This window comes from Vreelandella neptunia (genome assembly GCF_022489065.1).
GTDB lineage: Bacteria > Pseudomonadota > Gammaproteobacteria > Pseudomonadales > Halomonadaceae > Vreelandella > Vreelandella neptunia_A.
Genome location: NZ_JAKVTW010000002.1, coordinates 216,684 through 232,423, shown reverse-complemented (window position 1 = coordinate 232,423; position 15,740 = coordinate 216,684). Strand labels below are relative to the sequence as shown.

Genomic DNA, 15,740 nt, shown 5'->3' with positions numbered 1-15,740 from the left:
GACGACCTTGGTGGCGCCCCCGCTAATTATCCCATGGGTTCAATTCGTTTGATCTGCAAACAGAACGGCCCTGCGGTTCGGTCAGCGATTAAAAAACCGATCTGGTGAATCTCACTTGGCGTTACTGCGGGGGCATCGCTCAGTAGAGTGCCACGACGCACCGCTTCAAAGGCGGGCCAAGGGAAATGCAGCGTCTCCCACTCATCCTGCGCGGGGGTAAATTTGACTCGGTACGCTGAAGCATTGCCCAGGGAGGTGCTTTTCAGCCGCAGTTGATAGGTACGTCCGTCACCCCGCACGGTCAGCGCGATGCCCAGGGCATCCGCCAGCGTTGGTTCAAAACCGTTGGGCTCGCGGCGAACGGAGGCAAAGCCCCCGCCGTTCTCCAGCGACACTTCGCCATGAAAGCGGCCTTCACTGTCGGCGACGCTAAATGTGCTCTGGGAAACACCGCCCATGACACCATCATCAACGGCGTACCAGCGCTGCTGTTCGTTAGGGTTATCAAAAGTCAGCGCCATGCTTACTCCTTTCTATCAACTGAAAAAATATTAGCTTAAAAACAGGAGCCTCTGTGCCGTGAGGCGCAGAGGCTCCATAGATATAACTTCGTTAAGCCTAGGTGATTAAGACGGCAAATTACAGCTTCGTTGTTGCCGCTGCCGGGGCTACGTCGTTATCGTCTAGTTCTTCAGGTGAGGCGACCACTAATGCGAACTCCTCTTCTGCCGTTTTCGCCACCAGATTATTTTTACTGTAGAGGAAGAAGTAGGCCGCACCGGCAATAAACAGCACGAGGGTGTAGTTGAACGCGCGGGGATCGAAGGCGTACACCCCCGTTAGCGCAACCAGTGACAGCACTAGCGCAATGCCTGACGTCACCACGCCGCCAGGGGTTTTATAGGGGCGCGGAAGATCAGGTTGTTTTACTCGCAGCATAATGTGGCTTAGCGCCATCAGCGCATAGGAGATAGTGGCGCCGACCACGGCCATCCCCAACATCAGGTCGCCCTCACCGCTGAGCGAGACTAGAAAGCCAAAGATGCCCGGCACAATCAGCGCTAAATAAGGCACTTTACGTCCGCTGGTCAGTGATAAACGCTTAGGCAAATAGCCCGCTCGTGAAAGCGCGAACACCAACCGACTGTAGCCATAAATAATCGAGAAGAAGGAAGCGATTAGCCCCGCCAAGCCCAGCACGTTTACTAATGTCGCCAGAGTTGGATTGCCCGCCGCATTCAGCGCATCTACCAATGGTACGCCGCTTTGACCGATCATTTCAGCCCCCGCTGCACCGGCCAGCAATACTACGACCAACAGGGCGGTGAACAGCAGAAATAGCATCGCCGCGATAATGCCTTTGGGCATATCCCGTGCTGGATCTTTGGCTTCTTCGGCGGCCAACGGCACACCTTCCACCGCCAGGAACAGCCACATGCCAAACGGCAGCGCTGCCCAAACGCCGTACCAGCCAAACGGCATAAAGGTGCTCGCGCCTGCCGCATCGGTGGGTGCAATATCAAATAAATTAGCGGCATCAAAACTGCCAATCAACGCGACGGCCGTCGCCAAAATAGCGAACACTGCCAAGCCGCTAATCACCATCATGACTTTGAGGGCTTCCCCCACGCCCGTTAGGTGAATACCAATAAACACAGCGTAGAAAATCAGATATACCAGCGGGCCATTAATGCCCAGTAGGGATTCCACCGCAGCGCCAATAAAAATCACAATCGCCGCTGGGGCTAAGGCGTACTCGATCAATACCGCCAGCCCAGTTAAGTAACCACCGGCAGGCCCCATGGCCTGGCGGGCAAAGCTGTAGCCACCGCCCGCTGCAGGAATTGCCGCCGACATTTCCGCCAGCGACAGCACTAGCGCCAGATACATCAGCGCCATTAAGCAGGCGGCAATCGCAAAGCCGCCCCAACCCGCTTCGGCAATGCCAAAGTTCCACCCGGCGAAGTCACCGGAAATTACGTAGGAAACCCCAAGCCCCGCCAGCAGTATCCACCCAGCGGTGCCTTTACGCAGTTGGCGTTTTGCCAAATACGCCTGATCAATCGAAGATTGTGTCATCGTTTTGCCCTTGTCAGTGTGGAACGAAATCGTCGTCAGCGGCGTGCTGTGCTAGGTGCTGCTCTATACGTTCCATATTGTTGTGTATGTCTTGTTATTGAGGTGTCGTTCTTTCGAAGTGAGCCCCGGTTAATCAGCAACCAGAAAATTACGCGTCGAGCCTGACGCTCCTGATGCTGATTGACCTTCCAGCACATCGTCTTCACTGCGGTCTTTCAATTTAATGCCGGACACCTTGAGCTGGCATGCCTCTTTTAACAGCAGAAAGAAGCGTCTGGCGGCCTCCTCCACCTTCAGACCTGCCGGGCGCACGTTGGAGATACAGTTGCGCCGATCATCCTTAAGCCCTGACTCCGGTGCCCAAGTCATATAAAGCCCCAGGCTATCCGGAGAACTGAGGCCCGGCCGCTCGCCGATCATCACAAGCACGGCGTCAGCATTGAGCAGCGCCCCGATCTCATCACCTATGGCCACTCGCCCTTGCTCCACAATGGTGAGCGGCGCTAACCGCCAATCAGCGGCATCTTTCTCAAGCAATTGATAAAGCGCGCTGAGAAACGGCGCGCTGTTCTGCTGCACGGCCAAGGCGGACAGACCGTCGACCACGACCACGGCGAGGTCATAGCGTTGCTGAGAGGCCGCAGCTTGCTGCAGGTGCTCGCGGGCTTCATCGTTTAGGCGACGGCCATAATCCGGCCGCTGCAGATACATAGCGCGATCCTGGGCATGGCTGTGCAGGCGAAGCGGTGCCTCAGACAAATTCAGCGCTTCGGTTAACTCCTTAGCCAGCGTTTCCACCTCCAACGGGCAGTGAACGGCATCCTGAGCCTGGGCGTGGGCCAGTTGAAACGCCAGCAGTTTACTGGTGGGTAGGCTGACACCCGCGCGCCCTAAGCCAATGCGCGCGTCGGTAAACGCATTCAAGCGCTCCCAGGGATTCTCTACGACGATAGGGGATGATGGGTCATGCACCATGACGCGGCTCCTTGGGCAGGTGGCGCAGGCTGTTGGCAAAAGCGGCGGGAAGTTGGTCGTTAAGCCGATGGGTGCTGATATCCTGGAAAATCTGCATCTCCTCGAGCCAGCGTTCAAATTCGGGGGCTGCTTTCAGTCCCAGCACTCGCCGCGCGTAAAGTGCGTCGTGAAAAGAGGTCGTCTGGTAATTGAGCATAATGTCGTCAGAGCCCGGGATGCCCATGATGAAGTTGCAGCCCGCCACGCCCAGCAGCGTCAGCAGGTTATCCATATCATTTTGATCAGCTTCAGCATGGTTGGTGTAGCACACATCGCAGCCCATCGGCACGCCCAACAGCTTGCCGCAGAAATGGTCTTCCAGGCCCGCGCGGGTAATCTCTTTACCGTCGAATAAGTACTCGGGGCCAATAAAACCCACGACGGTGTTTACCAGCAGCGGATTAAACTTGCGCGCCACCGCGTAGGCACGGGCTTCGCAGGTTTGCTGGTCGAGCCCATGGTGAGCATCGGCGGAGAGCGAACTGCCTTGGCCAGTTTCAAAATACATCACGTTGCGCCCCACTGTGCCTCGGTTGAGCGACTGCGCGGCTGCTTCGGCTTCGGCGAGGGTGCTTAAGTCAAAGCCAAAACTGCGGTTAGTTGCCTCAGTGCCGCCAATGGATTGGAAGACCAGATCGACCGGAGCGCCCTGCTCAATCGCTTCCAGCGTATTGGTGACATGGGTAAGCACGCAGGATTGGGTGGGGATTTGATATTTCTGAATTACCTCATCCATCAAGCGCATCAGCTTGACGCTTTGGGCGACGTTATCAGTTGCTGGATTGATACCAATCACCGCGTCGCCGCTGCCGTAGAGCAGACCATCGAGGATACTGGCGGCTATGCCGGTGACATCATCGGTGGGGTGATTAGGCTGCAACCGGGTAGAGAGCCGCCCCGGCAGGCCGATAGTGTTGCGAAACGCGGTGGTGACCTGGCATTTCTTGGCGACCAGAATCAGATCCTGGTTGCGCATTAGCTTGCTGACAGCGGCGGCCATTTCAGGGGTAATCCCTGCGCGCACTTGCGTTAAGACCTCGCTAGAAGCGTGATCAGAGAGCAGCCAGTTCCGAAAATCGCCCACGGTCAGATGGCTTATAGGGTCAAAGGCGGCGGCGTCATGGTCATCCATAATCAGCCGGGTGATCTCATCCTCTTCATAGGGAATCAAGGCGTCGTTCAAGAAGGTGGTGAGCGGAAGCTCGGCCAACACCATCTGGGCGATCACGCGCTCTTCGGCACTCTCCGCCATCACGCCCGCCAAACGGTCACCGGAACGGGGTGGCGTGGCTTTAGCCATCAGCTCGGCTAGGCTTGCGAAGCGGTAGCTGCGGCTCCCCACCGTAGTGTGATAGGTCTGGGCCATAGAGCTTTCCTTTTTTAACGGCACGACACGCGTGTTGAGGTATAAAACTTGCTTGTTTACACCATAGCGCTATCACTTGATAGGGAGTATCGAGTTTTGGCAAACCCAGAAAAATCCCATTAATCACTATAAATACAGTCATTGAAGGCGTTAAAAGAGCAATTATGAGCCTGAACATCGCCCTGAGGAGTGCCCTATGTCTATGCTCGAAAGCGCATTTGCACCAAAAAGATGCATTCAAGAGGCATTTGATGCCGATGAGCATGCGCAAAACCTGACGCGCTGGCAGCAGGAGTACGACCAGCTCAGCCCGGGAAGCTTCTACGGACGCCTTGATGAAGTGGAACTGGAAGCCATGCAGGTGTTTAAGGAGTACACCGGGCAAGCGCTACGTCAGGACTGCCGGGTATGGCCAAACTCGCTGTGGATCGGGATTCCTACCACCCGCCACGGTACGCGTATCAATGGCCAAGCGCTTAGCGCGGGTGATGTGATGTGCCGCCAGGGCGGGCAGGACTTTGAACTGGTCACCCCAGAAGCCTTCAATATCTACGGGCTAGTGATTCAGTTGCCAGCATTAGCAGAGGCTGCTCAACGCCAGGGTGTGAGCTTGGATACACGCTGGCAGGAGAGGCCACGTCGGCCTGCGGCCAAGGAAACGCTGAGTGCCGTGTCGTTTCTTATCGAACGTTTACTGGCCAGCCAAACCCTGGCGATCGCCAGCCATATCCATCAAGACATTTTACTGATGGCGTTACTGGAACTGCTCCAGGCCGAGCTGCCTAGCACCGAACTGCCCCCCAGCTACGCCCATCGCAAGGGCGTGGTTGATCGCGTTAAGCGCTATGTGGACGAGCATCTGGATGGCCCCGTGACCATGGAGGAGCTTTGCCAGCTAACCCATGTCAGCCGCCGCACGCTGCAGTACAGCTTTACGACTATTTTAGGTATTAGCCCGCTGCAGTTTTTACGCTTAACGCGGCTAAATCGTGTTCGACGGGCGCTGCGTGCGGCATCCCCAGAGCAGTCGGTAACGGAAATCGCCACCTATTGGGGATTTTGGCATTTGGGTCAATTTGCCCATGACTATAAGCAGCAGTTTGGTGAGTGCCCATCGCATACGCTTAATACGCCAGCGTTTTAAGCATGTAGATAAGAGCGAAGAGGAAATACAAGCCAGCCTCTCAGCTGGCCTGATTAAATGCGATAGCCGTTAAAGCCAAAGCAAGATTAGCTAAACGTAGGTAGGTGCTTGGACTCACGGCCAGGCAGACCCTGCTCAAACCAACTGTAGTGCGCCTTGCTGTCGCCCCATATGTGATAGTGCAGTTGCGACATCATCACAGGGTCATCTAGAAAATCCAAACGCTCCAGTCGACTCATTCCCGCAGGCCCCATCAATACGGCGCGAGAAACCCGCTCGGCCCGACGCTGGCGGATGGGCTCAACCTCAATGTGTCGTGATGACCCTAAGGCAGTAGCCAACGCATTGGGCACGGGGTCGACTGCCACTTGGGCAAAAGACGGCGCCGACATTCCGGTGTTCATGCGGGTAAGCAGGCTCACCATGCGTCGCAGTACACGGGGTGGTTGAGTTTCTTCGGGAATCCGGAACAGTCGCTTTTGAAAGCTGAGTCGCCCTAGCGATACACGGCTCGACAGGGCCGATACCGGAATGGATAACATTAAAGAAACGACAATCGGCGATAGCCACCAAAGAAACGTCGGTTCCATCACGTAAACGCCCGCTGCCCATACCGCCCCTATTAGCGTTTGGCTCCAATGAGCGCTGATGGCATCACCCCACGTTGTATCGCTATTCTCCCGCGAGGGAGAGCGCCATTGAACCGCCCACCCCATCATGGAGGTCAATACAAACCGAGTGTGGAATAGCATTCTTACCGGCGCTAATAGCATTGAGAATAGCGATTCAAGCACCATGCTTGCCAATACCTTGAGCGGCCCCCCGAATTGACGGCTACCCTGTATCCACACCAGCACTACGCTAAGTAACTTAGGCAAGAACAGCAGCAGCGCCGTTACACCAAACAGCCCCACCGCTAGCATTGGATTCCATTGCGGCCAAACAGGGAACATCATCCCCGGCTCGGGAAAGTAGTTGGGAGTGGTAAAGGTATGCACCGCTAACAGTGCGGTAGAAAGGATCAAGAAAAGACACCACAGCGGTGCTGAAAGATAAGACATTAATCCGGTCAAAAACACGGCACGATGTACGGGATGAATGCCTTGTGAAAAAAACAGCCGGAAGTTCATCAAATTGCCGTGGCACCAGCGCCTGTCGCGATTGAGTTCATCGAGCAGGTTAGGCGGCATCTCTTCATAGCTGCCTTCCAGTTTGTAGGCAATCCATACCCCCCAACCGGCGCGGCGCATCAGCGCTGCCTCAACAAAGTCATGGGATAAAATCTCGCCCGACATTGAGCCTTTACCGGGCAGCGGCGCGAGTATGCAGTGCTGCATAAATGGGGCTAAGCGAATGATCGCGTTATGGCCCCAGTAATGCGACTCGCCTAATTGCCAAAAGTGTAGCCCAGCGGTAAACAGCGGCCCGTAAACCCGCGTCGCAAACTGCTGCATACGTGCGTACAAATTAAGGCGTCCTGAAGCGCGTGGCGCCGTTTGAATAATGCCAACCCTGGAGTGCACCTCCATCATTTGCACCAGCCGGGTAAGGCATTTGCCGCTCATGACACTATCGGCATCCAATACCAGCATATAGCGATAGAGCGCTCCCCAGCGCCGGCAGAAATCGTCAAGATTACCGCTCTTACGTTTGACACGGCGCTGCCGACGGCGATAGAACACCTGGCCAAAGGCCTCCAGGTCTCGGCACATCCCCAGCCAGGCATAGGTTTCCTGAATGGCAATATCGGGGTCGGACGTATCGCTGAGGATGAAGATGTCAAAATGCCGATCATTACCGGTGCTACGAAGAGACTCCAGGGTGGCACGCACTCCGGCAAACACCCTTGCAACGTCCTCGTTACAGATGGGCACTAGCAACGCTGTGCGTGCCTCATCATCAATCGGCTCGTCGCCCACCTCGCTATCGATGGCGTATCGATCATGGCGTCGCAATAGCTGGAAAAAACCCATCAACGCGGTCCAAAACCCGGCGGATACCCAGGCGAACAGCAGCACAAACAGTGACAGGATAGTAACTTCAAGCCACTGCAAACCTTGGCCGGGGAGCACGGTCCGCATCTGATTGGCGGCGATAATACTTTGCCCGAAGATCAGCACCAACAAAACCCAACGACGCCTGGAGGCGACCCACTTCCAAGACGCTGAGGGTGACTCTCTTTTACGGCGACGAAAGTCCCCGTTAGCCCAGCGCTTGAAGCGTCGACCAATATTTACGAAAGGATTGGTCGACCACTTTTGGGGAGCCAGCGGGGAGCGTTTCATCGTTGGCGCAGTGCGCAGCCGCGTAATGCCCGATGCGTCCGTTGCGAGCGCTTCTGGCGGCGCGAGAGGTGGTTCTGCATAGGCAAGCGCCAAGCGCCGCCCTACCGACAATGCTGCCGGATCATTATTGCCTTCGCTGTTATCTTCGCTATTGCCTTCGTTATTACTTTCACTATGCCCACCTAACGCAGCGTGCAGTGAAGCCATTTCGTGCTTATCCAGATCACCGACCAGTAGCTTGTAGCGCTCCTCTCGATCCTGGGTCTCCAACGCCAAACGCTCTAAATAAATATCCGTTGGCGTTGCCTTCGAAGAAGACACTGTTTCAACCATTGGCGGGCAGCCTATAGTACCAAGTCTCGGATACTTGCTTGCCATCGAGCATTAGCTTGGCCCTGATATCCAAGGGCTGGTTGCCATTGCTGCGCTTCACGTTGACAAACACACGCCAGCCGTTAGTGGCTGGATTTTGAACGACCCGGCTATTAGCCAATTCGCCATTATCGCCAACGCTTGCTTCAACGCTTATGTTTGCACCACTGCTGATGCCCTCAAGCGATGGCCCGACAAAATCGAGGACAAAAGCAAGTGTACCGTCGGGCTCACGCACTAGGTTATCGCGTATCACTTCACCCCGTGAGCGACGCGTCTCTTCAACCCATGCAAGCTGAGGATCAAGGTGACGGCTTTCATTGGTGGTGAATAAAATGCGGTAATCGAATGCCAACGGCACGCCCGTCTCATGGGGTTCGTCAGCTAGCCACATTGATACGATGTTATCGTTGGTCTCGTTGTTGGTCGGAATCTGGATCAGCTCAACACTACCCGCCCCCCATTGGTTGAGAGGCTCAACCCAGGCGCTGGGGCGCAGGTCATAACGTGCGTCAATATCCTGATAATCATTAAAATTGTGGCCACGCTGCATCAGGCCATAGCCACGTAATTGAGGCGTAGCATGTCTATTCATCATCAATCTGGCCGGATTGGAGAGTGGGCGCCACAGCCAGCCATTCTGTGCATCATTAATTAACAGGCCATTCGAGTCATGGATGGCCGGGATGTAGTGTTGGGTCGATGAAGGCTGCTCTGGGCCATAAAGGTACATGCTGGTTAGCGGTGCTATACCTAGTTTTTCAACAGCCCGGCGCAAATATAGCCGCGACTGTACGTCTACTAAGGTGTCTTCTCCGGGGCGTAGCACGAAGCGATAAGCACCGGTAACGCTTGGCGAATCGAGCAGTGCGAAAATCGTCAAGTACTGACTTTCTGAGCTAGGCTCGACAATCCACATCTCGCTAAAGCGGGGAAACTCTTCGCCTGAAGTTGATCCTGTATCAACCGCCAGCCCGCGCCCGGAAAGACCGTAAACTTGGCCTCTGCCCACGGCGCGAAAATAGCTTGCTCCCAGAAACACCATCACCTCATCATTACGATCCGCATCGTTGAGTGCATGATTGATCCTAAAGCCAGCAATCCCCAGACCATCGCTATTCTTAACGTCATCGGAGATATTTAAATCACCGTACGTAAAGTCATCGGGGTTGTAAGCAAAGCCACGAACCTCGCCCTCCTGATCAATACTGTTTAATTGGATGGCACTGTCATAATGCATCCCTTCATGCATAAAGCTCAGTGTGAAAGGTGCGTCATTACCGCTCCATACATCGCGATCTCGCTTGAACTGTATTTGCGCATACTCCGCATAGTTGAGTTCGCGCAGCTCATTGGGCAACGACGTTTCTGGGGCACGGTAGCCCTGCTGGGCGAGTTCTTCTGCTCTTTTAGCGACATCATCGAAGCCAAATGCAAAAGCATCAAGAGGGATGCTTCCAACCAGCAGCCCGCCCAGAACGGCGCGTGAAAAAAAACCTTTGCGGCGTGAAAGCTTACTTCGCGGGGTCGATCCACTCATTTAGCGTAATGCTCCTGTACAATCCTTTGACTGAATTCAAATTCGCTTTTTGCCGAATCGACATACGATAGAGTCCCTTCGATCAGCTAAATGCGTCTTTCTGCTATTGCTCGCCATCGCTAAGACTCACACCATGCGCGCATGTAAAGATTAGATTACATTTTAGGTATAGCATGAGTCTAGACTACTTGGCACCCTGACTGAGCGGGCTTTTTGAAAGGCTGAGGAAAAAAATCAGATTATGCTCAACATGTTGATCCGCCTGGGAAGGCGCTATTTTAAGCTGGTTGGCTATTATAAGCAGCCGTTTGGAGAGCGTCTGTCGCAAACGCTCAATGCGAATAACCTTTGGATTTACTAGAGCCAGCGTTGAACAAACTGCTCGGCGCCCAACGGCCGGTCAAAGTAGTAGCCTTGGCCCTGTGTGCACCCCATTGCCAATAGCGCGGTGATTTGATCCTGCTGCTCTATACCTTCCGCAATGGTCTCGAGCCCCAGCGTGTTGGCCATGGCTATAATCGTTGCCACGATGACACGATCATTGTCGCTGGTAAGCATATCGCGGACAAAGGAGATATCAATCTTGATTTTGTCAGCAGCGAAGCGCTTCAGGTAGGCAAGTGATGAGTAGCCGGTACCAAAGTCATCAATGGAGAGCCCCAGCCCTTTGCCCTTTAAAACTTCAGTCATGGCGATCGCCTTTTCAGGATTGTCCATGATGCCGCTTTCGGTAATTTCCAGGCTAAGTTGTGAAGGCTCGATGCCGAAGCAAGAACAGCTATTGAGCAAGCTTTCGACTAAGTCTTCCTCTTCAAACTGCTGAGCGGCAATGTTAATCGCTAATTGACCAGCCATAAAATGGCCCTGATCACGCCACTCGGCAAGCTGTCGGCAGGCTTCTTCAATCACCCAATTGCCGAGCGCTACAATCATGCCCCGCTCTTCGGCAATGGGGATAAACTTGCCCGGCGATACGTCACCAAGCTCTTTATCGTGCCAGCGACATAGCGCTTCGGCTCCAATCAATTGACCACTCTCCAAATCCACCTGGGGCTGAAAGTGCAGGCTAAGCTGCTTCTCTGCAATCGCAGAGGCCAAACGTTTGGCAATATTCAACTGCTCAGCGACGACGCGCCCCATCCATGGTTCAAAGACACACACGGAAAGCTTTTGCCGTTTTGCTTGATACATTGCAATGTCAGCATGCTTCAATAGCTCCAAAGGCGTAGCCGCATGCTGAGGATAAAGCGAAATACCCACGCCTACCGAGATCTCAAAGGAGTGTTGTTCAACGATCATCGGGCGTGAAATGCTATCGCACAGACGCTGAGCGGTGGCTAACGCGCCACTCGCGTCAACCGCTGGGCAAACCACGACAAACTCATCGCCCCCTAACCGAGCCAAAAACTCATCCGCGTTTAGTGACGCTGCAAAGTTTCTGGCAACCGCTTCAAGAACCAAGTCACCCAGATCGTGCCCGGCAGTATCGTTGATCTCTTTGAAATGGTTCAGATCCAACAGCAATAGTGCCAATTCAGATGTATGCGCATCATTGAAGGCGCTCTCCAAATGACGCATGAAGGCAGCGCGATTAGGCAGGTGAGTGCCGGGGTCGCAAAACGCTAATTGCCGTATACGCACTTCGTCTTGCTGGCGTTCAAGCTCAGAGGCTGTCCGCGCCGCAAATATTTGCAGCACGTTACGCACGATATCCACATCAACCAGAGGCCTTTTAAACATTACCCCAATCAGCCCCATGGGCTGACCATGGCTGTTATCCAGCCGCCGCCCTACATAGCCATTTACCCAGCTCAGCGCACCATTGCTTTCAGTAGGCAACATAATGGCAGCATTTTCGTAAACGATGCACTCCTGCTCAACCATCACCTTGTGACAGGGAACTCCTGGCAGATAGTAGGCAAAATTGTCCTGACGCTCACCATTCACGTACAGCGTTAAGGTATGCGCAAAATCATGGTTTTGTTCATCCAACAACGCAATAAAGCTTACTTCCGCAGACAACACCTCGGCCATGCGAGCCGTCAATTGATGCAAAAACGCTTCGCCATTTTGTGCTGATACTGAGGTCGCGAGGCTAACAACCGCGTGTTGAAAGCGTTGCTGCTCATTAATCGTATTAATCAGCGTTTCATTATGTTTACTAATTCGCTGCAGCGCCCTTTTTTTATACAGCAGCCGCTCTTGCGTTTGGCTCTCCGTCACCTGGCGCGCCAGCTCAGCCCCCGCCAGAGCGGAAGCAATGCGTAATAGATCATCGGTATATATAGGCAGCAACAAGGGAGAAGAGTGCATTAGCGCAATCACGCCCAGAAAGCCGCCATCAGGCGCAGTAATCGCAATACCTAAATATCCATCAACATGCATGGTTGTGAGCCGGTCATCACTGGCAAACTGCTGGCGAACCTGGGAAGCAACGAAATATCGTGAATGGCGGGCGACCCGTTGGCTTGGCGTGGCATCCAGTGGATATGGCGCTATCTCTCTAAACGCTCCCTTGGACCAGGCAGCCAATGTAGTTGCTATATGCTGTCGATTATCGACGTGCTCTACGACGGCATGATCCACCTTAAGCATATCCGCTAAGGACATCACCAGATGGTGAAAAAACCCCTCTTCACTGACGTAGGACAGCTTATCCGCTAACTGTCGAAAAATTTCTGGTGTGCAATTAGGAGACATGCTATTAAACGCCTTCAGATTTAGTAGTGCCAGAAATCATGCTACTCGCCGGCTCTGTATGAGTATTTCTTGAAAACATCAAACCAGACCCGCTGCATAAAATACTTCCCAGCAATTAATTAGCCGCCACATACCTTTAATAGGAAAAAGATCACTGAACACTTACTAGACACCACACTCTCAAAGCGCCTTCAAAAAGCTTCAGCTCAAAATCAAACAAACTAATACTTTAACATTAAAACTTCACTATTTATGTGTAGCGGCGCTTACCTATTTACGTTAGCGACCCAAGTATTTACTTATACTTCTTGGCTTTTTATGTTTTTTGCACGCTCAATTAAATTAATATCTCAATCATTTAACATTTCAAGGCGTAACCACATGAAGCAAAAAGTTACCTTTAGCATCCAAATCAACCTTAGAGGATGATATTCAACCTAAACAGTCCTTCATGTCAATAGGTCGTTCCTCAACCATCTAGGTCTAATGGAGGACGTTGTGAATAAAACAGAACAGAAGCGGCTAGCGGCCAGTATAGGCCGAGCCATTGCCAAACAAAGGGTTCGCTGTAATTTGACCCAAGAAGAAGTTGCTGAACGCTTAGGTGTTGGCAATGAGGCCGTTTCGCGTATTGAACGTGGACGGGTAATACCCAATATTGTGCGTCTTATAGAGCTTGCTGAAATTTTTAATTGCGAAGCTGCAGAGCTACTTGGTCAAGCAAGCTTTCATGTGGATGATCAGTCAAGCAGAATGAAACAGCTCTTAGCACCTTTAAATCAAACTGACCGCAAGCTAGTTATCGATATTGTCGAAAATTTAACTACACGATTGCAGAAAGAATAATGATAAAAAGATTATTACCACTATCAACATTAATCTATAAAAACAGCAGCTATATAAAACAATTCACAAAAATAAGTATTAGTTTTCTCACTAATTTACGATATTGCTTAGGAGATAAAACATATCTAAAAAACCATCTTTATAACACTTGACTTTTAAAATAGTTTTAATACCAAATTAAAAAACTGCCTCTCATTATTGGTTGATCAAATGCTTTTATGCTATAGATATTCGGCACCCGCCCTTCAGCCATCGCAGCGTTGCGCTGCAAAGAGGCGTTATGTTTAACACTACCGCTTGGAACCGACTGCGCTATACCGCCTACGCACCGTTTTATGATGCGATTGTCGCTCGCATCTTTCGTAAGCCAAGGCGAATTGCGCTAGGCCAAGTGGACTGGGAGCCAAGCATGCGGGTGTTATTGGTCGGTGCTGGTACGGGTTTGGACCTACCCTTTCTGCCACATGATATCGAATTGCATGCGACCGACTTAGCACCGGCAATGGTGAAGCGCACAGCCAAACGAGCTGAAGCACTACGCCGCGATGTGGAGTGCCGCGTGATGGATGCCGAAGCCCTCAACTACCCTGACGAATACTTTGACGCAGTTATCATGCACCTGATTATCGCTGTGATGCCTAATCCACAGCGTGGTCTTGCCGAGGCACAACGGGTGTTAAAACCGGGTGGCCAGCTATGCATAATGGATAAATTCCAGCCAGATGAACAACCTGCGGGAGCGGGACGGCGCCTTCTAAACCAACTGACATCTGCGCTTGCAACCGATATTACCCGCCAAGCTCAACCTCTGCTTTCGGAGGCTGGGTTCATAATCCGTCACGATGAACCCGTGCTCATGAACGGACTATTTCGCGCTTTGTTGGCCGCAAAACCCGCACTCTCAAATCGTTAAAGATGCGACCTTTCACCGCTGGCGGTAGCTGGGTGAATTGTCTACTCTGGCAAACTACTCCGCCGATGATGCTTGGATTAATTCCATGACCCCGCGCTCCCCCGCCCATACCGGCAAGCTTCTGTTTGCGCTACTGAGCCGCCTGCACTTATATATCGGTCTTTTTATTGGGCCTTTCATTCTCATTGCGGCGTTATCAGGCATCGCATACCTGCTTAGCCCTCCTCTTGAAGAGTGGCTCTATCACGACACGCTCTACGGAGTAACCCAGGGAGACCCTCAGCCGCTCTCCGCTCAGATTGCCGCCGCTCAACACTTCTTGGGTGATGCTAGGTTGCCAAGCGCCGTACGCCCAGCTCCATATCTGGGTGACACCACTCGTCTCATGTTTAACGCAACTGACCTTGGTCCTTCGGAGCATCGTGCGCTGTTTGTCGATCCGATATCTTTGGAGGTGACCGGCGATACCACCGTCTACGGCACCAGCGGGATTTTACCGCTGCGCACAGCGATTGATCATTTTCACCGTCAGCTGTTAATGGGCGATGTAGGCCGCCTTTATAGCGAATTAGCCGCTTCCTGGCTTTGGCTAGCTGCCTTGGGAGGCATAGTGCTGTGGATATGGCAGCGTCGCGCATTGAAATCGCTTTCCGGCCATCAAGCTACCCGTCGGCGTCACGCAACCTTAGGTGTACTCCTCGCCATGGGACTGCTGTTCTTTTCGGCGACAGGTCTCACCTGGTCCCAGTGGGCAGGTGGCAATATTGCTGAACTGCGTCATGCCTGGGGTTGGAGCACACCTAGCGCTTCAACAGCGTTGACCGAAATTGATAGTCACGTCACCGACGAGCATGCAGAGCATCATGGTCATGCAGCCCCCATTTCAGCCAGCACACCGCTGCTGCCAGACGATTTTGATCGTGCGCTAATGGCTGCGCGTGCGGCAGGACTAATGGCCGATCGCATTCAACTCTCACCACCTACCAGTGAAAATCAGGCTTGGCGAGTAGCGGAAATAGATCGGCGTTGGCCCACACAGGTAGACCAAGTCGCGCTGCACCCAAGCAGCATGGCGGTAACCGATCAAACCGATTTCGACACGTTTCCTATGGCCGCCAAACTTACCCGTTGGGGAATTGATCTGCACATGGGAGTGCTGTTTGGTCTGGTCAACCAAGTAGTGCTTGCATTGATAGCTGCCGGGCTTGTGACACTGATGGGATGGGGCTACGCCATGGCCTGGCGGCGGCTGCGCACTGCAAATGGTCAGCGCTTTCCAACGGTTTCTGAACCGTGGCTAATGCTCCCGCTCAAGGCTAAATTAAGCGTGCTATTGTTTGCTATCGCGTTAGGCTTGGCGCTACCCGTTTTAGGCGCTAGCCTCGCAATGTTCATCGTGATCGATGCGTTACGCTGGTACGTTAAAAAGCGCTACACTGCCCGCACCCTAAGTGCACACCACTCCAATCCGTCGAGGTGAC

At 53.1% G+C, this 15,740-nt stretch carries 11 protein-coding genes; 4 read left to right on the top strand and 7 right to left on the bottom strand.

Features of this window, described 5'->3' with window-relative positions; genetic code table 11:
* Positions 1-26: 26 nt before the first annotated feature.
* The 4 genes from MLE19_RS05245 to MLE19_RS05230 form a co-directional block, all read right to left on the bottom strand.
* On the bottom strand, positions 27-521 hold the full coding sequence (locus tag MLE19_RS05245) for a CIA30 family protein (RefSeq protein WP_240717020.1): 495 nt from the start codon (positions 519-521) through the stop codon (positions 27-29).
* Between the two features lie 118 nt (positions 522-639).
* Positions 640-2,079, bottom strand: coding sequence for an ethanolamine permease (eat, locus tag MLE19_RS05240; RefSeq protein ID WP_240717019.1), 1,440 nt, complete (start codon positions 2,077-2,079; stop codon positions 640-642).
* Between the two features lie 129 nt (positions 2,080-2,208).
* On the bottom strand, positions 2,209-3,054 hold the full coding sequence (gene eutC, locus MLE19_RS05235; RefSeq protein ID WP_240717018.1) for an ethanolamine ammonia-lyase subunit EutC: 846 nt from the start codon (positions 3,052-3,054) through the stop codon (positions 2,209-2,211).
* Positions 3,044-4,459 (bottom strand): ethanolamine ammonia-lyase subunit EutB, encoded by a 1,416-nt coding sequence (locus tag MLE19_RS05230; RefSeq protein WP_240717017.1) that lies wholly within the window; start codon positions 4,457-4,459, stop codon positions 3,044-3,046. Before MLE19_RS05230 ends, eutC begins: the two co-directional genes overlap by 11 nt.
* A gap of 196 nt (positions 4,460-4,655) precedes the next feature.
* On the opposite strand from MLE19_RS05230, the gene MLE19_RS05225 reads away from it, so the two are divergent.
* On the top strand, positions 4,656-5,603 hold the full coding sequence (locus MLE19_RS05225) for a helix-turn-helix domain-containing protein (protein ID WP_240717016.1): 948 nt from the start codon (positions 4,656-4,658) through the stop codon (positions 5,601-5,603).
* Between the two features lie 86 nt (positions 5,604-5,689).
* On the opposite strand, the gene mdoH is transcribed toward MLE19_RS05225, so the two are convergent.
* From mdoH to MLE19_RS05210, 3 genes are all read right to left on the bottom strand, one after another.
* Entirely contained in the window at positions 5,690-8,209 is a 2,520-nt protein-coding gene (gene mdoH / locus MLE19_RS05220) for a glucans biosynthesis glucosyltransferase MdoH (protein WP_240717015.1), read from the bottom strand.
* Between the two features lie 4 nt (positions 8,210-8,213).
* Positions 8,214-9,800: a glucan biosynthesis protein G gene (locus MLE19_RS05215; protein WP_240717014.1), complete on the bottom strand. Its 1,587-nt coding sequence runs from the start codon at positions 9,798-9,800 to the stop codon at positions 8,214-8,216.
* A 357-nt stretch (positions 9,801-10,157) separates the two neighbouring features.
* Positions 10,158-12,500 (bottom strand): putative bifunctional diguanylate cyclase/phosphodiesterase, encoded by a 2,343-nt coding sequence (locus MLE19_RS05210; RefSeq protein ID WP_240717013.1) that lies wholly within the window; start codon positions 12,498-12,500, stop codon positions 10,158-10,160.
* Positions 12,501-12,998: 498 nt separating this feature from the next.
* On the opposite strand from MLE19_RS05210, the gene MLE19_RS05205 reads away from it, so the two are divergent.
* The 3 genes from MLE19_RS05205 (at position 12,999) to MLE19_RS05195 (ending at position 15,739) form a co-directional block, all read left to right on the top strand.
* Positions 12,999-13,346 carry a helix-turn-helix domain-containing protein gene (locus MLE19_RS05205; protein WP_240717012.1) on the top strand — a complete coding sequence of 116 codons (348 nt, stop codon included), beginning with the start codon at positions 12,999-13,001 and terminating at the stop codon, positions 13,344-13,346.
* A 280-nt stretch (positions 13,347-13,626) separates the two neighbouring features.
* Positions 13,627-14,259, top strand: a complete 633-nt coding sequence (locus tag MLE19_RS05200; protein ID WP_240717011.1) for a class I SAM-dependent methyltransferase — start codon at positions 13,627-13,629, stop codon at positions 14,257-14,259.
* 85 nt (positions 14,260-14,344) lie between these two features.
* Positions 14,345-15,739: a PepSY-associated TM helix domain-containing protein gene (locus tag MLE19_RS05195; protein ID WP_240717010.1), complete on the top strand. Its 1,395-nt coding sequence runs from the start codon at positions 14,345-14,347 to the stop codon at positions 15,737-15,739.
* Position 15,740 lies beyond the last annotated feature (1 nt).